Here is a 16,840-nt window from a genome sequence, read left to right as displayed (position 1 = left end):
TGCACCGCATGGCCGCGGACATTGAAGGAATTGGACTAGTCTTAGATGAATAATCTGGGTCGAAATATTGCGCTTTGGGTGGTTGTTGCACTGGTTTTGGTTGTGCTGTTCAACGTGCTGCAGCCCTCCAGCCAGCAGGGGAACACCTCGCAGATTGCCTATTCCAGCTTCCTGGACGAGGTGAACAACGGTCAGGTGGCCAAGGTCACCATCACCGGGCAGGATATCGCTGGCACTACCAAGGACGGCAACGGCTTTGAGACCTACGCGCCGGAAGACCCGAATCTGGTACCCAAGCTGGTCTCGGCCGGGGTGAACGTGACTGCCAAGCCCGAGGATTCCGGCAACCCCTATGTGCGCATGCTGATCTCCTGGCTGCCGATTCTGGTGATGATCGGGGCGTGGATATTCTTCATGCGCCAGATGCAGGGCGGCGGCGGACGGGCCATGGGCTTCGGCAAATCCCGCGCGCGGCTGCTCACCGAAAAGCAGGGGCGCGTGACCTTCGAGGATGTCGCCGGTATCGACGAAGCCAAGGGCGAGTTGCAGGAGATCGTTGAATTCCTGCGCGATCCGCAGAAATTCCAGCGCCTGGGTGGCAAGATCCCCAAGGGGTGCCTGCTCGTCGGCCCGCCCGGCACGGGTAAGACGTTGCTGGCCCGCGCCATCGCGGGTGAGGCGAACGTGCCGTTCTTCACTATTTCGGGCTCCGATTTCGTGGAGATGTTCGTCGGTGTGGGTGCATCCCGCGTGCGCGACATGTTCGAGCAGGGCAAGAAGAACGCGCCCTGCATCATCTTCATCGACGAAATCGACGCCGTCGGCCGCCATCGTGGCGCCGGCCTGGGCGGCGGCAACGATGAGCGCGAGCAGACGCTGAACCAGATGCTCGTGGAGATGGACGGATTTGAGTCCAACGAGGGCGTGATCCTGATCGCCGCCACCAACCGGCCGGATGTGCTGGACCCGGCGCTGCTGCGTCCGGGCCGTTTCGACCGTCAGGTGGTGGTGCCCAACCCGGATGTGACCGGGCGCGAGAAGATCCTGCGCGTGCATATGCGCAAGGTGCCCCTGGCCTCGGATGTCGACCCCAAGACCATCGCTCGCGGTACGCCGGGCTTCTCCGGCGCGGATCTCGCCAATCTGGTGAACGAGGCGGCTTTGCTCGCCGCGCGCATCGGCAAGCGCGTGGTCGCCATGGCGGAGTTCGAGAGCGCCAAGGACAAGGTGCTGATGGGCGCTGAACGCCGCTCGCTGGTGATGTCCGACGCAGAAAAGACCATGACCGCCTATCACGAGGGGGGGCATGCCATCTGCTCCATCTCGCTGCCGGAGTGCGACCCGGTGCACAAGGCCACCATCATTCCGCGCGGGCGCGCGCTGGGCATGGTGATGAGCCTGCCCGAGGGCGACCGCTACTCCGTGAGCAAGCTCAAGCTGCTGCAACAGCTGATCATGGCCATGGGCGGGCGTGCCGCGGAGGAACTGGTGTTCGGGCCGGAGAAGGTCTCCAACGGCGCCTCCGGCGACATCAAGATGGCGACCGATACGGCGCGACGCATGATCACCGAATGGGGCATGTCCGAGAAGCTCGGCATGGTCTCCTATGGCGATAATGGGCAGGAGGTGTTCCTGGGTCACTCCGTGATGCAGAACAAGAGCGTCTCCGAAGCGACGGCGCGCGAGATCGACAACGAGGTCCGCGCCTTCGTCGATCACGCCTATGCCGAGGCCAAGCGCATCCTCACCGAGCGCAGGGACGATCTGGAAGCCCTGGCCAAGGGGCTGCTGGAATACGAGACGCTTTCGGGCGATGAGATCCAGCAGGTGCTGCGTGGCGAGAAGATCATCCGCAAGGTGGTGGACGAGCCGATGCAGGATAACCGCCGCTCCTCCGTGCCCACGGCCACGCCCAAGCCGGAACTCCCGCCGGGCGCGTTGCCGGCGTAAGTCTTCACGCCGCACCACTCTTGAATCCGCTGCGAAGTGGGCCAAATGAGTTTGGCCCACTTAAGCGCACGGAGATGCGGCATGAAAGGCGATCCAAAAGTTATCGAGTACCTGAACGAAGCGTTACGCCACGAACTGACGGCGGTGAACCAGTATTGGCTGCACTACCGGATGCTGGAGAATTGGGGCTTCAAGGAGCTCGCCGCACGATGGCGGGCGGAATCGATAGAGGAAATGCGCCACGCCGATCTGCTGATCGCACGCACACTGTTTCTGGAAGGCCATCCGAACATGCAGACGCTTGGGGCGCTGCATATCGGCTCCCAGGTGCCGGACATGGTGGTGAACGATCTGCATGCTGAAATCGAGGCGCGCAATCTTTACGCCGATGCCGCGCATTATTGCCATTCGGCGAAGGATTTGGTGACGCGCGATCTGTTCGAGCAGCTCATGCATGACGAGGAAGTGCATATCGACTTCCTCGAAACCCAGCGTGATCTGATCAACCAGCTGGGTTCCGCGCGTTACCTCTCGCAATACCTCGGCAATATCAAAGCCGAGTAGGCTGCATTTCAGCCCTGCGGAAATATGCTGCCGCGCACCTCTTCGGCGTATTGGCTGAGGGCTGTCTGCACAAGATCCGCACCATCCAGATAGCGCTTGGCGAAGCCTGGGGCCTTGTCCGGGTTCAGGCCCAGCACGTCGTGCAGCACCAGCACTTGGCCGTCTGTGCCATTACCGGCGCCAATGCCGATGGTCGGCACCGGCACCCGCTTTGTGATCTCGGTGGCAAGCTCGGACGGGATGGCCTCCATCAGCACCATGCGCGCCCCGGCTTCGGCCAGGGCCAGTGCGTCCTCGATCAGCCGGGCTGCGGCATCGGCCGTCTTGCCCTGGCGCTTGAAGCCGCCAAGCTGGCGCACATGCTGCGGCGTGAGCCCGATATGCGCGCAGACCGGAATGGCGCGCTGGGAGAGGAAGGAGACCGTCTCCACCATCGGCGCGCCCCCCTCAAGCTTCACGATATCAGCTCCGGCCTTGAGCAGCCGGGCGGAGGCGCGGAAGGCCTGGGCGGGAGATTCCTCGAAGCTGCCGAAGGGCAGGTCGGCCATCACCAGCGCGCGGGTAATGCCCTTGGCGACGATGCGGGTGTGATACTCCATCTGCTCCAGCGAGACGGGCAGGGTGTCTGCCTCGCCCGCCACCATCATGCCCAGGCTGTCACCCACCAGCACGGCATCCACCCCGGCAGCGTCGGCCAGCCGGGCGAAGGGATAGTCATAGGCCGTGATCATCGTCATCTTGCGGCCTTCACGCTTGGCTTTTTCCCAAACGGCGAGATTTTTGCTCATATCTTCTCCCCTTCCTGCTCCAGCAGTTTCAGCGCGAAAGATACGCTCTGCGTGCGGATCTCATCGCGGTTGCCGTGAAAAATCTTGTGGTAGGTAAGGCTTTCTGCTGGTCCGGCAAGCCCGAACCAGACAGTGCCGACGGGTTTCTCTAAAGTGCCGCCATCCGGCCCGGCAATGCCGGTGATGGCCACTGCCACATCCACCCCCGCCCGCGCCCTGGCTCCCTCCGCCATGGCTCGCGCCACCGGCTCGGAGACCGCACCGGCCATGTCCAGCATATCCTCCGGTACGCCGAGCATCTGCGCCTTGGCGGCATTGGCATAGGTGACGAAGCCGTGGGTGAACACGGAGGACGCACCAGGGACGGTCGTGATGGAAGCGGCCACCAGCCCGCCGGTGCAGCTTTCGGCTGTCGCCATGGTGAGGCCCTTTTGCTTGTACAGGGCCACGAGGCGCGCGGTGTTCATAGTGGCGAGACAAGATGCAGCGCGAGCATCACCACCCAGGCCATCAGCCCAGCGATGATGTCGTCGCCCATGATGCCGTATTCATCGGCCCGCTTATCGGCCCAGGCGACGGGGCCGGGCTTGAGGATGTCGAACAGACGGAACAGCGCGAAACTGAGCAGCGCGCCCCAGACGCTAACGTCGTAGAGCGCCAGAAGCGGGATCATCTGCCCGGCGATTTCGTCGATAACCACCCATTTCGGGTCGTCGTTTTTCTCCGGCAGGCGGGATACGGCGTACACGCCCACCGCGGTGGCGATGACGATGCCGAACAGCAGTGGCAGATGCCCCAGATGCAGTAGCGCGCAGCCCAACGCCAGCCCCACCGCCGAGCCAAACGTGCCGGGGGCCTTGGGAGCGTAACCGGAGCCGAAGCCGGCGGCGAGAAAGCGCCAGGGGTTCATGACTTCATCCACGGGTCAAGCGGGGAGGGGGCAGAGCCATTGAGCGTGGCACGGTAGATGGTGGCGTTTTCCAGCACGCGCTCCACGTAGTTGCGGGTTTCGTTGAAGGGGATTTCCTCGATCCAGTCGAGAATATCCGCCCCGCCAGCCTGCGAGCCCAGCTCCGGGTCGCCATTCTGGCTCAGCCAGCGGGAGACATTGGTCGGCCCGGCGTTATAGGCGGCGATGGCCAGCGGCAGGCAATTGCCGAAATTCGCCACCTCCTGCGCCAGATAGGCCGAGCCCAGCGCCATGTTGCTCTGCGGATCAAACAGATTGCCCATGGGGATGCCCGCCCTCTTGGCGGTGCGGCGGGCGGTTTCGGGCATCAGCTGCATCAGGCCCACCGCGCCAGCGCCGGAAATCACGCTGGGGTCGAAGCTGCTCTCCTGGCGCATGATAGCGTCCGCCACGGCGGGCTCCAGCCCGCTGCTGGGTGGGGCGTACGGGTTGGGCCAGCCATCCGGCAGCATTGTCTGTCCGGCAATGCCCGCGCTGCGGGCGATGGACACAGCCGATTGCGGCAACCCCAGCCCCAGCGCCAGCTTGGCGGCCATCACGCGGGATTTGTCGTCCCCCGCCGTCTGGCCGAGCTTGTTGAGGAACATCACGGCGTCATGCGTGTCGTTCATCTGGATCAGCAGCACGGCGGCGCGAGGCAGTTCCATCAGGCCGAAGCTCAGCGCGTCGGCGGCGGAGAAATCGGTCTCCTGCGCGCTCTGGATGCGCCCGGCCATGTCGGTATCCGACCCGCCGAGGGCGAAATTGGCGAGCTGGCCGTAGAAGGTGCTGGGATAGGCGGCGGCGCGGGTATAGTCAGCCGTGGCGGCGGCGCCGCTCTCGGTGCGGGCGAGCCAGTAATAGGCGCGGGCCTGGGTGATGACAGCCGGAGACACTGTGGCCAGGGCACGGAACCAGGTGGCAGCCTGATCCGGCTGGTGCAGGAAGCGCAGGAGTAGAAAACCGGCGAGGAAGTCGCGGTCGGCATTCTGCTCCCGTGCGCTGGCTGGCGGGGTGACGGCGTTGACCACGGCATAGGCGTCCTTGGCGTCGCCTGCGCTTAGCAGGGCGCGGGCGAGGCGGTTCTGGTCGGGCCAGAACATTAGGCGCTGGGCGGCATCGGCGGCGTTGAAGGCAGCTTGGCCCTGCTCCTGCCAGTTACGCGCGGCCTGGATGTCCTGCCCGGCGGTATGCAGCGCCTCGACCTGGGTGATAAAATCCGGCGTGGGCTCGGCGGCCTGCGGCGGCAGCCCTGCGGCCTGGGCGGCGCGCAGGGCGAGCAGGCCTTGTTCCGGCCAGTCCGGGTTCTCGGCGATGAACTGGTTGATCTCGTCCGCCGTGCCGCCGCCGGGATCGGTCAGGCGGAAGAAGGTGACGAGCTTGACCATCAGCGGATCGCCCGTCTGCTGGGCCAGGGTGGCCGCGTCGGTAAAGTCGCCATTATGCACATCGGTCATGATCTGCGGGGTGGCAGCGGTCTGCGCGCAGGCAAGCGCGGGCAGGGCGAGAAACGGCAAGGCGGCCAGGAACTTCATGTGCCATAGTGTAGCAGCGCCGCACATCGGGGCCAAACCCGCTTGCAGCATGGCGATACGCGGATTACGTGGGGAGCCACAGGAGAAAGAGTAAAAATGTTTCACGGCTCGCTGACCGCTCTGGTCACCCCCATGCACGAGGACGGGCGCATCGACGAAGATGCCTATACCCGTCTGATCGACTGGCAGATCGCCGAAGGCACCAACGGGCTGGTCCCGGTTGGCACCACCGGCGAATCACCCACGCTGAGCCATGAGGAACATAAACGGGTGGTGGAACTAGCCGTGGCCAGCGCCAAGGGCCGCGTGCCGGTGATGGCCGGTGCGGGCTCCAATTCCACGGCCGAGGCTATTGGCTTGGCGCAGCACGCGCAGAAGGCAGGGGCGGATGGCGTGCTCGTCGTCACCCCGTATTACAACAAGCCGACGCAGGAAGGGCTGTTCCGCCATTATCAGGCGATCGCCCAGGCCATCGATATTCCGGTGATCATCTACAACATCCCCGGCCGCTCGGTGATCGACATGAGCGTGGAGACGATGGCACGCCTTGCCGAGATCAAGAACATTGCCGGCGTGAAGGACGCGACGGCCAACCTTACCCGCCCGCTGCATACGCGCCGCGCCTGTGGGGCGGATTTCATTCAGCTCTCGGGCGAGGACCATACGATTCTCGGCTATCTGGCCAGTGGCGGGCATGGCTGTATCTCCGTCACCGCCAATGTCGCGCCGCGTTTGTGCGCCGAGCTGCATCAGGCCTGGGCCAAGGGCGACACCAAGGGCGCGCTGGAGATCCAGATGCGCCTGCTGCCGCTGCACGACGCGATGTTCTGCGAGAGCAATCCGGGGCCGGTGAAATACGCGGCCTCGCTGCTGGGCTTCGGCACCAACAATGTCCGCCTGCCGCTGGTGCCTATCTCCGATGCCAGTGCCGCGCGCGTGAAGGCGGCGATGCTGGAAGTCGGCCTGCTGCATTGAGCAAGGACACGAAAAAATCGGGCCTGATCTCGCACGGCATCGCCGCGCAGAACCGCAAGGCCCGGTTCGACTACAAGATCCTCTCCACCATCGAGGCCGGGATCGTGCTGAAGGGGCCGGAGGTGAAGTCGTTACGCATGGGCCGGGCCACGTTGAACGAGGCCTGGGCCGGCGAGCGCGATGGTGAGCTATACTTGTTCAACATGTATATCCCCGAATACCAGGGCGGTGTGCTGTCGCGCTTCGAGACGCGCGCCATTCGCAAGCTGCTGGTAAAGCGCAAGGAGCGCAACCAGATCTTCGGAGCCATCGCGCGCGAGAGGCAGACCATCGTGCCGCTGGATATCCATTTCAACGACCGTGGACTGGCCAAGGTGACGTTGGGCATCGCGGAGGGCAAGCAAAAGGCCGACAAGCGCCAAGCGGCGGCGGCCCGCGACTGGCAGAGAGATAAAGCCAGGCTGCTGCGGAGCAGGTAAAAGTTACAAAATTTTCCGGGCGCCGCCTTTTTACAAAAAGGCGGCGTTTTTCGTGGCTATACTACTCAGCGCGCTTGAACAGTGGCACGCTAAGCAGCCCAGAAACTTTTGTTAATTTAGCCGCGCCCTGATCTCTTCCACGACGGCCTCGAACATCGGCGCGGTCAGCCGCCCGGTGTTCACGTTGTACTGCGAGGTGTGGAAGCTGTCGGCCAATATCAACCCGTTCGGCAGCTCGTGCATCGACCCATGGGCGAACTTGTAGGCGGCTGGCTTCAGCCCCAGCACGCGCAGAATGCCCTCATGCGGCTCCCGCCCGATGGCCAGGAAAACGCGCAGCTTACGCATGGAGGCGATCTCCTCGGCCAGGAAGGGGCGGCAGGTGTTGATTTCCACCGTCTGCAGCTTGTGCTGCGGCGGGGCGCAGCGCACCGCGTTGGTCACCCGGCAGTCATGCAGCTTCAGCCCATCATCGGCGCGCTCCTCGTAGCTGCCGCTGGCGAAGCCCGTCTTCAGCAGCGTGGCATAGAGCAGGCGCCCCGCGACATCGCCGGTAAAGGGGCGGCCGGTGGTGTTGGCGCCGTTCACGCCAGGGGCCTGGCCCACAATCAGCAGGCGGGCTGTGGAGGGGCCAAAGCTCGGCACGGGGCCGTTGAAGCCATGCGGAATGGCGCGGCGGTTGCTCTCCCGGTACGCCACGAGGCGCGGGCAGAGCGTGCAGTCGTGGCCGGGCATCACGCTTCGTCGTCGTCACGCTGGCGGGTACGGCCTTCCTGGGGCCGCCGCGTGAATTCCGGCGCGATGTCGGCCAGTTCCACGTATTGGTCGGCTTGGCGGCGCAGTTCGTCGGCGATCATCGGCGGGGAGGTGCGGATAGTGGAAACGACCGAGACGCGCACACCCTTGCGCTGCACGGCCTCGACGAGGCGGCGGAAATCGGAGTCGCCCGAGAACAGAATCGCATGGTCGAGTTTTGGTGCGAGCTCCAGCATGTCGATCGCCAGTTCGATATCCATATTGCCTTTGATCCGGCGGCGGCCCAGCGCGTCGGTGAATTCCTTGGCCGGTTTGGTGACTAGGCTATACCCGTTATAGGCGAGCCAGTCTGTTAGAGGTTTCAACGGGGAGTACTCTTCAGTCTCCAGCAGGGCGGAATAATAATAGGCACGTAGCAGATTGGTTTTCGCGCCAAAGTAGTCGAGCAACCTCCGGTAATCGATATCGAAGCCCAGGCTGCGAGTCGCGGCGTATAGATTAGCCCCGTCGATAAACAGCGCGGTTCGTTCCTGGGACGAAAAACGGGTCATGCTTTTGTGCTTCTCATGAAATAGGCGTTAAGGCGGATATACATCGCTGCGGATAATGTTAGAAAGGTCCCGTCGATTAAGCCAGCCGGGACGGGGCCAGAGAAAGGTATTTTCTTAGATATGATATTGATTGCCATCGGCGCCAACCTGCCAGGGCCGGAAGGCGAGTCGCCGCTGGAGACCTGTCAGGCCGCCGCAGAGGCCGTCCGTGCCATTCCTGGGCTTGAATTCGTGGCGCTGTCTCCCTGGTACCGCACCGCCGCCATCCCCCGTACCGAGGACCCGGATTACTGCAACGGCATGATCCGCATGGAAGGTGACATCCCCCCCGCCGAGCTGCTGGCGACGCTGCACGGGATCGAGGAACGGTTCGCCCGAGAGCGTTCCATCCCCAACGCCCCGCGCACGCTGGACCTCGACATTATCGACCTCAATGGCATCATCCGCGCCGTGCCGGACCCGGTGCTGCCGCATCCCCGGGCGCATTTGCGCGCCTTCGTGCTTCGCCCGCTGCTGGATGTCGCCCCCGCCTGGCGCCACCCCACGCTGCGCCGGAGCGTGACCACCTTGCTGGCCGAGCTGCCCCCGCAGTCGTTGCAGCCCTGGCATGAGGATGAGCCGGCCTAAAAGCCATAAACACTTGCATCGCGCCTGCGCGCGGGTTAAGGCAACCGTTCAATTTTCTGCCTGGAGCTTTGTTTATGGCCCGCGTAACCGTTGAAGACTGCGTTGAAAAAGTGCCCAACCGCTTCGAGCTGGTTCTGTTGGCCGCGCAGCGCGCCCGTAACATCAGCCGTGGCGAGCAGCTGACCATCGACCGGGATAACGACAAGAACCCGGTCGTCGCTCTGCGCGAGATCGCCGAGGAAACCCTTGCTCTGCCGGAACTGGAGCAGGATCTGGTCAAGGGCCTGTCCCGCGTGCCGGAGCCGGAGCCCGTGGACGAGGAGGTGGTGGACCTGATCCCCACCGAGCAGAATATTTTCGGCTTGCAGGATGTCTCCGCCGAGGAAGAGGCCGCCGCCATGGCCGCCGAGGGCGAGGAGATCATGTCTCCCGAGGATATCCAGGCCGCGATCGAGGCCGAGCTCGGCGGCAAGTCCTCCCGCCGGTAACCCCGTATGCGGACGGGCTGCCGTGGCTTGAGCCTGTCCTGCCTGCCTGAAGGGCTGTCCGCTAGCCCGCCGCAGTTCCACCCGGAGCTGCGCGGGCTTTTGGCGCGTGTAGCCTCATACGACGCCAAGGCTGATCCGGCGCTCATCGATGACGCCTATGGCGTGGCCGAGCAGGCTCATGCCGCGCAGAAGCGCGATAATGGCGAGCCGTACATCACCCATCCGCTGGCCGTGGCGAACATCCTCGCCGGCTATAAGCTCGATGCCGCCTCCATCATCACCGCGCTGCTGCACGACACGGTGGAGGACACCTCCGTCAGCCTAGCCGATCTGCAGAAGCGGTTTGGCCCCGAAATCGCCGGGCTGGTGGATGGCGTCACCAAGCTGACCCGTCTCGAGCTGCAATCGGACCGCACCAAGCAGGCGGAGAATTTTCGCAAGCTCGTGCTGGCGATGAGCAAGGATATCCGCGTGCTCATCGTGAAGCTCGCGGACCGGTTGCACAATATGCGCACCATCGGCGCAATCTCGGCGGCGCATAAGCGCCAGCGGATCGCGCGCGAGACGATGGAGATCTACGCCCCGCTGGCCGAGCGCATCGGCATGGAGGCGGTAAAGACCGAGCTGCAGACGCGCTCCTTCGCCGAGATCGACCCCGAGGCCTATGAGACCATTCAGGCGCGCCTGAACTTCCTGCGCGGGCAGGGGGCGGATGTCATCGAGGAGGTGCGCCGGGAGCTGACCAATGTCTGTCAGGAGGCGGGCGTGAGTGTGGTGGAAATCGCGGGGCGCGAGAAATCGCCCTATTCCATCTGGCAGAAGATGCAGCGCCGTAACGTTGCCTTTGAGCAGCTTTCGGACATCATGGCCTTCCGCATCATCGTGCCCAGCCGCGCGGATTGCTATGTGGCGCTGGGGGCCATTCATGCCGCCTATCCGGTCATCGCCGGGCGGTTCAAGGACTATATCTCCACGCCCAAGACCAACGGCTATCAGTCTTTGCACACGGGCGTGACGCTGCGCCAGCCGCGCAACCAGAAGATCGAGATCCAGATCCGCACGCCGGAGATGCAGGCGGTGGCGGAAGCCGGTGTTGCTGCGCATTGGCTGTATAAGCAGTCGGATGCCTCGGCTGGCGATGTGCAGAAATTCCGCTGGGTGCAGGACCTGCTGGAAATTCTCGAAAACTCCGCGCCCGATGAATTTCTAGAGAACACCAAGCTGGAACTGTACCAGGACCAGGTGTTCTGCTTCACGCCCAAGGGGCAGCTCATCCAGCTTCCGCGCGGCGCGACCTCGGTGGATTTCGCCTATGCCGTGCATTCGCAGATCGGCGATACGTGCGTGGGGGCGCGCATCAACGGGCGGCTGATGCCGCTGCGTTACGAGCTGCAGAACGGCGACCAGGTGGAAATCCTCACCGCGCGCGGGGGCACACCGTCTCCGGCCTGGGAGCGGTTTGTCACGACAGGCAAGGCGCGGGCGCGCATCCGCCGCTTCCTCGCCCAGCAGATGCGCGACGCGCACCGCGACGCGGGCAAGTCCATCCTGGCCAAGGCCTTCCGTCAGGAGGGCGTGGACGGTTCCGAAAAAGTGCTGGAGCCGGTGTTGAAGGCGCTGAAGCAGGCGAGCGTGGACGATCTCTACGTTGCCGTCGCCACCGGCATTATCGGCGCCAAGGACGTGATCAACGCCGCCTACCCGGAGCTGCGCGCCCCACGTGCCCCGCGCATGCTGCCGGCCTTCATGGGCGGGGCGCTCACCGCGCGCTCGCCGCGCAGCAGCGGGGCCAAGGCCGATTATGGCATGCCAATCACCGGCATCGTCGCGGGCATGGATGTGCATTACGCCGGGTGCTGCCATCCGCTGCCGGGGGATAAGATCGTCGGCATCGTCACCACCGGCAAGGGCGTGACCGTGCACGCCAAGGATTGCGCCACGCTGGAGACCTTCGCGGCGACGCCGGAGCGGTTCATCGACATCGATTGGGATACGGCGAGCATCGCCAAGATGGACCCGAAGACGCAGAAATTCACCGGGCGCATCAGCGTCATCGCCAATAACGGCCCCAACGCCCTGGCCAGCCTCACCAACGCTGTGGCCAAGCAGGACGGCGCCATCGCCAATCTGAAGGTCGTGAACCGGCAGCAGGATTTCTTCGAGACGCTGGTGGATGTGGAGGTGCGCGACGCGCGCCATCTCAACCAGGTGATCGCCGGGCTGCGCGGCACCTCGGGGATCGCGCAGGTCGAGCGCGAGCGGGCATGATCCTCGGGCTCGGTTCCGATATCTGCGACATAAGGCGGATCGAGGCGGCGCTGGAAAAGCATGGCGAGCGCTTCACCCTGCGTGTGTTCTCCGAGGTGGAGCGCGCCCGCTCCGAACGCCGGGCGCATTTCCGCGCGCCGAGCTACGCCAAGCGCTTCGCCGCCAAGGAGGCCTGCGCCAAGGCGCTCGGTACCGGGTTCCGCCATGGCGTGTTTCTCTCGGATCTGCGCGTGGTCAACCTGCAATCCGGCCAGCCGACACTGGAGTTGCATGGCGGGGCGCTGGAGCGGCTGCACGCCATCACCCCGCCCGGCCATGCGCCGCGCATTTTCCTCTCGCTGACCGATGAATATCCCTATGCCTACGCGCAAGTGATTATTTCCGCGGAGCCATTAGCCGCCACTTAACTTTGTCGCCCCATGCTCAGGAAGGAATGCTTTGTTAACCAGTTCCTTCCGGCGGAGGCGGCATGATTGCGGATACGATCGTAGATACGATGGCGGCGAGCGCGTTTCTCGCCATGGCCTATGTGGTTAACGACCTCTCCACCGCGACCGAGGACAGCGTTGTGGGTGAACAGCGCACGACACTGATGATTGCGCTGCTCTCCGGCGCCCTGGTGGAGACACTGGCCATCGCCACCGCTCCGCTGTGCTGGGTTGAGCTGAATTACATGCTGAACTTTACCGCGGCACTTTGCCTGCTGGCGCTGCCCGCCGTGTTCTGGCCGGTGGCGCGGCGGTTGCGGGAGGGGCGGGCCCAGGTTCTCAACCGGCGGCTGGAGGCGCGGGCGCGCCGGGCGGAAGCCGCCGCCGAGGAAGCGCGTTTCTGGCTGGCCAAGGCTGAGCAGGCCGGGCATGTCGGGCATTGGCGCCTCGCCGTGCCGGGGCAAACGCTGACATGGTCGGATGAGGTGTTCCGCATCCATGGCCTGTGGCACGAGCATTACCGCCCACGGCTGGACTCGGCACTCGCGGCATTTCATCCGCTGGATGGCGCGCGCATCGGGGCGCTGCTGCGCGAAGTCATGGAAAAAGGCGGCGAGTTTGATGTAACGGCCAAGCTGCGCCGCCCGGATGGCGAGATCCGCAACGTGGTGCTGCGCGCCCAGGCGCTGCGTGGCCGCTTCGGGGACGTGGAGGCGGTGCAGGGCGTGATGGTGGATGTGACTGAGACCCGCAGGGCCGAGACGCATCCGCCTGCCCATGCCGGGTTGGAGGATGGTACCGTGGACGAACTCACCGGCCTGCTCAGCCGCAAGCAGTTCGATGCCAGCCTGGGCTACGAGTTCAAGCGCGCCGTACGCAGCAAGATGCCGCTTGGGCTGGTGCTGATCGAGATCGACCAATTCGCTCGCTACACGGCGCGCCACGGCCGCAAATCCGCCGATGCCTGCCTGCGCGGCGTGGGCGAGGCGGTGCGGGCTGTACCGCGCCGTACGGGCGATCTCGTCGCTCGTTACAGCAAGACGGAAATCGCCGTACTACTGCCGTTGGCCGATGCCGCCGGGGCGGAGTGCGTGGCGCAAAAGATTGCCGAGGCGGTGCGGGCTTTGGCCCTGCCCGACGATGTGCGCGAGGGCGGGCTGCTGACATTAAGCGGCGGGGCTGCGGCCTTCAGCGGGCCAGATGACCTCTATAACCCGCAGGAGCTCACCCGCCGCGCCACCCAGGCGCTGGCCGATGCAAGGCTGTTCGGTGGCGATCAGGTGTGTCGTTACCGGGAGACGGAATTCACCGAGAAGGCTTGAGCCCGGCGGTGGCGGTGCCACATAGGGGGGCATGGAGCAGGACCATTTCTACGAACCGGCCAAAGGGCACGGGCTGAAGCACGATCCGTTCAACGCCATCGTCGGGCCGCGCCCAATTGGCTGGATCTCCTCACGCGGTGCGGATGGTTCGGTGAATTTGGCACCATACAGCTTTTTCAATGCCTTTTGTTATCACCCGCCGATTATCGGCTTCTCCAGCATCGGCGCCAAGGACACGCTGCGCAATGTTCGGGAGACCGGGGAGTTCGTATGGAACCTCGCCACGCGGGAGCTGGCCGAGGCGATGAACGCGACCTCAGCCACGGCGGCTTATGGGGTGGATGAATTCACTTTAGCCGGGCTGGAAAAGGCGCCCGCGAACCTCGTGCAGCCGCCACGCGTGGCGGCGAGCCCGGTGAATTTCGAGTGCAAGGTGGCGGAGATCGTGCAGCTCAAGGGCTGGCAAGGGCAGCCCGCCGAGGCGTGGCTGGTACTGGGGGAAGTGGTGGGCGTGCATATTGCCCCGCATCTGATCGTGGATGGGGTATTCGACACGTTCAGCGCACGTATTCTGCTGCGCGCGGGAGGCGCCACGGCATATGCCGAAGTGCTGCCGGAAACCCGCCTCGATATGAAGCGGCCCGGCTAAGTTCTAAAAGTTTTTTGCAGGTGTGGGGGCTTTTTTCAAAAAGCCCCCACGACTTTCTTAGCCCGCGGCGTCGTCACGGAAATAAGCTTCAACCTTGCCCTTGAGCTTCATGGTCAGCGGCTTGCCGTGACGGTCGGTGGTTTTGCCGGCGGCCACGCGCACCCAGCCTTCGGAGACGCAATATTCCTCGACATTGTTTTTCTCGACCCCGTTGAAACGGATGCCGATGCCCCGCTCCAGCAGCTTCTCGTTGAAGAAGGCGCTGTCCGGGTCGATGGAGAGGCGGTCGGGGAGGGTGTCGCTCATAGATACTTGCTCAGCTTACGTTTGATTTTGGTGAAGAAGCTCGCCTGCGGCGAATCCGCCAGGGCCAGCACCGGCACGGTGGCCAGGGTTTTGCCGTTGGCGGTGTAGGTCACGCTGCCCAGCGTCTCGCCCTTGGTCACGCCAGGGGTGAGGTCGGCGGTGTAGGTGATGCTGTGGGTCACGCTGTTGGCGGCGTCGGCGGGCAGGGTGAGGAACACGTCCTGCGCCGGGCCGACGGGCACGCTGCCGCTATCCAGCGCGTCGCTGGTGAGCGTGTCGATCTGCTGGTTCGCGGTGGCGATCTTCGTGTCGGTGAAGAATTTCTGGCCGTAGGCGAGCAGCGTCTCGATGGCGGCGGTGCTTTCGCCCCAGGTCGGCCCGCCGGTGACCACGGCGATCAGCCGCATGCTGCCGCGCTGGGCGGTGACGTCGATGCAATGGCCGCTTTCCTTGGTCAGGCCGGTCTTGAGGCCGTCCACGGTGGGGTCCTTGGCCAGCACCGGGTTCCAGCTCGCCTGGGTGATGTTGTTGTAGGTGTAGCTCTGCTGCTTGGAGATATCGAGGATCTCCGGCTCCTCCTGCAGGATGGCGCGGGAGAGCAGCGCCACGTCCATGGCCGAGGTGTGCAGTGCGGGGTCGGGCAGGCCGGTGGGGTTGACGTAGTTGGTATCGGTGAGGCCGATATTGGCGGCCTCCTTGTTCATCATTTGCACGAAGGAATCGGTGGAGCCGGCCACCTGCTCAGCCAGGGCGGTGGCGGCGTCGTTACCCGAGTCGATGATCAGCCCGTGCAGGAGTTGGTCCACGGTAACGACCGAGGTCGGGTCGATGAACATGGTGGAGCCCTGCTGGTGCCACGCATCGACCGAGACCGGCACGGTCTGGTCCAGCTTCAGCCCGCCGCTGTGCAGCGCCTTGTAGACGATGTGCGCCGTCATAAGCTTGGTCAGGCTGGCGGGGGGGAGCTGCATATGCGGCGCGGCCTCGGCCAGGATGGCGCCGGTGGCGGCGTCCATCAGCACATAGGCCGTCATGTCCGGCAGCGTGGGCGGCACGGGAGTGGATTTATCGCCCGCCGGGGAATCCGGCACCGGCGCCGGGCCGGTGGGCGCGGCGGTGGCGCCGATCTTGTCCGCCTGGGCGGAAGCGGTGTGGGGGCCGTTATCGACGGCGTGGTGAGTCTTGGCCGCGGCGGCGTTGGCGAAGACCAGCGCGGCGGCAAGGGCGGCGCGGGACAAACCGTTGGTCTTGAGCATGGGCGAATCGGTCTCCGTGCTGTGCTGGCAAATGCGGGCCTCTCTGTACCCATTTGTTGACACGCCGCAAGCGCCGGGATTGAAAGCGGCAGATTACAGATGGTTATTTAATGTAATGCGGCGCTTGAGAGGCTGTTTAAGAACTCGCTCCGGCGAGGCGGTTAGGCGTGATTTTTGAGTGCCGGAGCCGAGCGTGCTTAAGGTACGTGAGCACCGGAGTGCAGAAAAACGCGGCTAAAGGGCCGCCGGAGTAGAGTTGTGAAACAGACGCTAAGGCTGGGGGAGGTGCTGAGGACATTGGCCATCGCCCTGGCCGTGGCGGTGGGCGTGCGCCACTTCCTGTTCGCGCCGTACTGGATTCCCTCGGGGAGCATGGTTCCGGAACTGCTGCCGGGGGATTGCCTGATCGTCAGCAAATTCCTCCACGGCCCGTTCCGGCGGGGTGAAGTGCTGGTCTTCGCCTCGCCCACCGGCTCGGGCGAAGTGCTGGTCAAGCGCGTCATCGGCCTGCCGGGCGATAGCGTGCAGCTCAAGGCCGGGCGGCTGTTCCTCAATGGCCAGCAAGTGCCGTGCGCCGACGCGGGCCATTACGAGGACGAAAGCGGGGCGGGTCCGGTGGTGGCCCGGATCTGCACCGAAACCCTGCCGGGGGGGCGGAGCTACCCCATCCTCAAGGTGGCGGATGACGGCTTTGCCAACAACACGCCGGTTTACACCGTGCCGCCGGGCGATCTCTTCCTGCTAGGCGACAATCGCGACAATTCCGAGGATTCGCGCTTCCTCGACGGGCCCGTGGGCTACGTGCCCGAGCGGGACGTGATCGGCCGAGCCGTGCTGGTGCTGGTGGCGCTGGACCCGCGCGCGCACGGTCTCAAACTGCGGCCGGGGCGGTTCTTCCGGCGGGTGGAGTAAGGCGTTTCCTTGACAAGCCGCCAGTGCCGGGTTTGAT

General features: G+C 64.5%; 19 protein-coding genes. 11 read left to right on the top strand and 8 right to left on the bottom strand.

Annotated elements, in window-relative coordinates; all coding sequences use genetic code 11:
- The first annotated feature begins 45 nt into the window (after positions 1-45).
- Positions 46-1,950, top strand: a complete 1,905-nt coding sequence (ftsH, locus tag HNP71_RS04400) for an ATP-dependent zinc metalloprotease FtsH (RefSeq protein ID WP_183265648.1) — start codon at positions 46-48, stop codon at positions 1,948-1,950.
- A gap of 81 nt (positions 1,951-2,031) precedes the next feature.
- Complete coding sequence (gene bfr / locus HNP71_RS04395) at positions 2,032-2,514, top strand: bacterioferritin (protein ID WP_183265647.1); 483 nt, start codon at positions 2,032-2,034, stop codon at positions 2,512-2,514.
- Positions 2,515-2,522: 8 nt separating this feature from the next.
- Here bfr and panB read toward each other — a convergent pair whose 3' ends face one another.
- From panB to HNP71_RS04375, 4 genes are read right to left on the bottom strand one after another with little or no spacing between them, the layout of a single operon-like run.
- Entirely contained in the window at positions 2,523-3,302 is a 780-nt protein-coding gene (gene panB, locus HNP71_RS04390) for a 3-methyl-2-oxobutanoate hydroxymethyltransferase (protein ID WP_183265646.1), read from the bottom strand.
- Positions 3,299-3,769 (bottom strand): CinA family protein, encoded by a 471-nt coding sequence (locus tag HNP71_RS04385; protein WP_183265645.1) that lies wholly within the window; start codon positions 3,767-3,769, stop codon positions 3,299-3,301. The genes panB and HNP71_RS04385 overlap by 4 nt, the downstream gene beginning before the upstream one ends.
- Positions 3,766-4,212 (bottom strand): phosphatidylglycerophosphatase A family protein, encoded by a 447-nt coding sequence (locus HNP71_RS04380; protein ID WP_183265644.1) that lies wholly within the window; start codon positions 4,210-4,212, stop codon positions 3,766-3,768. The genes HNP71_RS04385 and HNP71_RS04380 overlap by 4 nt, the downstream gene beginning before the upstream one ends.
- Positions 4,209-5,786 carry a lytic transglycosylase domain-containing protein gene (locus HNP71_RS04375; protein WP_183265643.1) on the bottom strand — a complete coding sequence of 526 codons (1,578 nt, stop codon included), beginning with the start codon at positions 5,784-5,786 and terminating at the stop codon, positions 4,209-4,211. Before HNP71_RS04375 ends, HNP71_RS04380 begins: the two co-directional genes overlap by 4 nt.
- Before the next feature lie 96 nt (positions 5,787-5,882).
- On the opposite strand from HNP71_RS04375, the gene dapA reads away from it, so the two are divergent.
- Together dapA and smpB are read left to right on the top strand one after the other, a co-directional pair.
- On the top strand, positions 5,883-6,761 hold the full coding sequence (dapA, locus tag HNP71_RS04370; RefSeq protein WP_183265642.1) for a 4-hydroxy-tetrahydrodipicolinate synthase: 879 nt from the start codon (positions 5,883-5,885) through the stop codon (positions 6,759-6,761).
- The gene (gene smpB, locus HNP71_RS04365) at positions 6,758-7,240 is read left to right on the top strand and encodes an SsrA-binding protein SmpB (RefSeq protein WP_183265641.1); all 483 of its coding nucleotides are present in this window, start codon (positions 6,758-6,760) and stop codon (positions 7,238-7,240) included. Before dapA ends, smpB begins: the two co-directional genes overlap by 4 nt.
- A 111-nt stretch (positions 7,241-7,351) precedes the next feature.
- Here the strand turns inward: smpB and HNP71_RS04360 are convergent, their stop codons facing one another.
- Together HNP71_RS04360 and HNP71_RS04355 are read right to left on the bottom strand one after the other, a co-directional pair.
- A complete protein-coding gene (locus tag HNP71_RS04360) occupies positions 7,352-7,975 on the bottom strand; it encodes a uracil-DNA glycosylase (RefSeq protein ID WP_183265640.1) in 624 nt (207 codons plus the stop codon).
- Positions 7,975-8,547, bottom strand: coding sequence for a LabA-like NYN domain-containing protein (locus HNP71_RS04355; protein ID WP_183265639.1), 573 nt, complete (start codon positions 8,545-8,547; stop codon positions 7,975-7,977). Before HNP71_RS04355 ends, HNP71_RS04360 begins: the two co-directional genes overlap by 1 nt.
- Before the next feature lie 120 nt (positions 8,548-8,667).
- Here HNP71_RS04355 and folK point away from each other — a divergent pair, with 120 nt between their 5' ends.
- From folK to HNP71_RS04325, 6 genes are all read left to right on the top strand, one after another.
- Entirely contained in the window at positions 8,668-9,174 is a 507-nt protein-coding gene (gene folK, locus HNP71_RS04350; RefSeq protein ID WP_183265638.1) for a 2-amino-4-hydroxy-6-hydroxymethyldihydropteridine diphosphokinase, read from the top strand.
- 74 nt (positions 9,175-9,248) lie between these two features.
- Complete coding sequence (gene rpoZ, locus HNP71_RS04345; protein WP_183265637.1) at positions 9,249-9,662, top strand: DNA-directed RNA polymerase subunit omega; 414 nt, start codon at positions 9,249-9,251, stop codon at positions 9,660-9,662.
- Between the two features lie 42 nt (positions 9,663-9,704).
- Complete coding sequence (locus tag HNP71_RS04340; protein WP_408840596.1) at positions 9,705-11,930, top strand: RelA/SpoT family protein; 2,226 nt, start codon at positions 9,705-9,707, stop codon at positions 11,928-11,930.
- Complete coding sequence (acpS, locus tag HNP71_RS04335) at positions 11,927-12,337, top strand: holo-ACP synthase (protein WP_183265635.1); 411 nt, start codon at positions 11,927-11,929, stop codon at positions 12,335-12,337. Before HNP71_RS04340 ends, acpS begins: the two co-directional genes overlap by 4 nt.
- Positions 12,338-12,399: 62 nt before the next feature.
- Positions 12,400-13,680, top strand: a complete 1,281-nt coding sequence (locus HNP71_RS04330) for a GGDEF domain-containing protein (protein WP_183265634.1) — start codon at positions 12,400-12,402, stop codon at positions 13,678-13,680.
- Between the two features lie 31 nt (positions 13,681-13,711).
- Positions 13,712-14,329 carry a flavin reductase family protein gene (locus tag HNP71_RS04325; protein ID WP_183265633.1) on the top strand — a complete coding sequence of 206 codons (618 nt, stop codon included), beginning with the start codon at positions 13,712-13,714 and terminating at the stop codon, positions 14,327-14,329.
- A 57-nt stretch (positions 14,330-14,386) separates the two neighbouring features.
- On the opposite strand, the gene HNP71_RS04320 is transcribed toward HNP71_RS04325, so the two are convergent.
- On the bottom strand, positions 14,387-14,635 hold the full coding sequence (locus HNP71_RS04320) for a DUF3297 family protein (protein ID WP_183265632.1): 249 nt from the start codon (positions 14,633-14,635) through the stop codon (positions 14,387-14,389).
- Entirely contained in the window at positions 14,632-15,891 is a 1,260-nt protein-coding gene (locus tag HNP71_RS04315; protein ID WP_183265631.1) for a D-alanyl-D-alanine carboxypeptidase family protein, read from the bottom strand. Before HNP71_RS04315 ends, HNP71_RS04320 begins: the two co-directional genes overlap by 4 nt.
- A gap of 258 nt (positions 15,892-16,149) precedes the next feature.
- On the opposite strand from HNP71_RS04315, the gene lepB reads away from it, so the two are divergent.
- Complete coding sequence (gene lepB / locus HNP71_RS04310) at positions 16,150-16,803, top strand: signal peptidase I (RefSeq protein WP_183265630.1); 654 nt, start codon at positions 16,150-16,152, stop codon at positions 16,801-16,803.
- Positions 16,804-16,840 lie beyond the last annotated feature (37 nt).

It is taken from the genome of Acidocella aromatica (genome assembly GCF_014201825.1).
GTDB lineage: Bacteria > Pseudomonadota > Alphaproteobacteria > Acetobacterales > Acetobacteraceae > Acidocella > Acidocella aromatica.
Note: the sequence above shows the minus strand (reverse complement) of the source record. Positions and strands in the feature narration are given on the sequence as shown.